Below are 2056 nucleotides of genomic sequence, written 5' to 3'. Positions count from 1 at the left end.
TGGCCCGGCCACTCGCGGAGGACCTTCGCCGTCCCTGGGAACGACCGACCGAGCCCCGCCGGCTCACCCCCGCCCGGGTGCGGCGGGGGTTTCGCAACGTCCGCGCGGCCGCGGCCCGGCCCGCGGCCGCGCCGAAACCGTCCCGGCCAGGGCCGGGACGGCCTGCAGGCTCGAAGAACAAAAACCGGGCCAGGCACCACGATGTCGACAAGACCGTCAAACGCGCCGAATCGATCAAGGAACACCAAGCCCGCCGAGGATAAACGCCAAGCTTAGGTGCGCCCGCTGAGCACAAACGGACGGAGCGTTGACTTCAGGTTGGCTGAGCACCCACTACTGCCGCAGGATCGCAACTTGCTCGGCGAGATATGATGCCGCAGGAAGGGACCTTCCTGTGCTGCTCAATTGCACGAACGGAACGCCATCGTGCATCTTCAGTGGACCACCACCCTCATCAAGGTCGATAGCCTCCCAGCCGACATGGACGATCTCACCCACGCGGAATCCTCCGAGAAGACAGCGGCGAATGAGCTCTGCCCGCTGCTGTGCGACCTCCGATATTTGGCCGCGCCTGTCAGGTTGGACGACTTTGAGCACGTCCGCAGTGGCAAAGACAGCGTCCTCAGTCAGCAGGAGAACACCTAGATGCCAAGCCGAACCGACCCGGACAATGCGCCGCCCGCGCCAGCGCGAGTCCCGTTCTTCACCGAGCGCATTCTTCGGCGACTCTTCAAGATCCGCGCGCGCCTTATCGAGCAACCCAGCAAGCCGCGTCATTGCGGCCTCCCTTGGATGATCGCGTTTAACACGGGATCCTCGGTAACAAGCTGAATAATCGGCGCTGATGATGGCATCAAATCGCTCCTAGCCTCCATGACTGTCAGTTGAAACTCGCCAAGGTGAAGATCAAACTGTCCAGGATCGTACTGTACAACCCCAAGTTGTTCTCGGCACCAATCTGATGAGCCCGCTGTTCTTACGAATGCCCTGCTCGCTCGCGAAGGCGTTGTCACGTTGTTGGGTGTGTGGGTGTCTGACGGTGTGTCGGGGCATGGTGGCGGGGTTTTGGGCCTTTGCTCAGGCCGTGGTGGGCTGGCGGGCAGCGCCGGTGATCTGGTCCCAGATGGCTAATACTCGATCGCAATCTTCATGCTTGAGTGGGGCCCTGACCCCAAGGCCGGGTAGTTAGCGTTTCCGCAGGTCACGCAAGTGCGTTGAGGGGTCAAGGGCAAAGCGCAACGGAGCTCGTTGGTACAGGCAGTCGACCAAGACAGCTTGTTCCCGAAGAGCTCCGTTGCTGTTGCATTCTGTCCTGCCGTCGCCGCTGACGGCTATCACTCGTACGGTGACCGTGGCCGCGGGGAGGTTCGCCCCCGGTCACCTCGGCGAACTGACGGCCGTCGTGCCGTTCGAGCTGGTCGATGCGGCGCTGGCGGAGACACGGACGGTGCGGCGGCTGCGCGATCTGCCGTCCCGGGTCGGGGTGTACTTCCTGCTCGCGACGTGTCTGTTCCCCGAGGTAGGCTACCGGCTGGTGTGGGACAAGCTGGTCGGCGGCTTGGCGGGTATGCCGGTGGCCTCGCCGAGCGCGAAGGGGTTGCGGGACCTGCGGCGCCGGCTGGGAACCGCACCGATGCGGGCGCTGTTCGAGGTACTCGCCGGGCCGCTGGCCCGCCCGATGACGCCGGGGGTGCGGTTCGGTGGCTACCGGACAGTATCGTTCGACGGCTGCAGCTCGCTGCGGGTACCGGACTCGCCGCGTAACCGGGCCTGGCTGGGACGGACGGCGCATCACGGCTATCCCACCCTGGAGTTGATGACGCTGGTCGAAACCGGGACCAGGTCCCTGATCGGCGCCGTGTTCGGCCCCACCGACGAGGGCGAGACCAGTTATGCCGGCCGTCTGCTGCACCTGCTCAGGCCGGACATGCTGGTGCTGTGGGATAAGGGGTTCGACGGCAACGCCTTCCTCAGGGTGGTGACCGCGACCGGCGCGCAGGTACTGGGCCGACTCCGCAACGGCACTGTCACGTTGACTGACCGGCCTGGGATGATC

The 2056-nt window shown here is 64.8% G+C and carries 2 protein-coding genes and 1 pseudogene; 2 read left to right on the top strand and 1 reads right to left on the bottom strand.

Annotation, left to right across the window (positions count from 1 at the left end; translation table 11 throughout):
* Positions 1–263, top strand: a pseudogene (locus EES42_RS46780) (transposase); the annotation flags it as partial.
* A gap of 70 nt (positions 264–333) precedes the next feature.
* Here the strand turns inward: EES42_RS46780 and EES42_RS36265 are convergent.
* On the bottom strand, positions 334–777 hold the full coding sequence (locus EES42_RS36265) for a glutaminase (RefSeq protein ID WP_124722458.1): 444 nt from the start codon (positions 775–777) through the stop codon (positions 334–336).
* 535 nt (positions 778–1312) lie between these two features.
* On the opposite strand from EES42_RS36265, the gene EES42_RS36260 reads away from it, so the two are divergent.
* The coding region (locus EES42_RS36260) for a transposase (RefSeq protein ID WP_241196844.1) at positions 1313–2056 on the top strand (744 nt) is incomplete at its 3' end.

The sequence above is a fragment of the Streptomyces sp. ADI95-17 genome (genome assembly GCF_003846175.1).
Classification (GTDB): domain Bacteria; phylum Actinomycetota; class Actinomycetes; order Streptomycetales; family Streptomycetaceae; genus Streptomyces; species Streptomyces sanglieri.
The sequence above is the reverse complement of the archived record's forward strand: the minus strand, read 5'-3'. Positions and strand labels throughout refer to the sequence as shown.

Excerpts from the sequence above, each read along its gene's own strand:
- EES42_RS36265 (WP_124722458.1), bottom strand. The coding sequence starts at position 777 with ATGACGCGGCTTGCTGGGTTGCTCGATAAGGCGCGCGCGGATCTTGAA.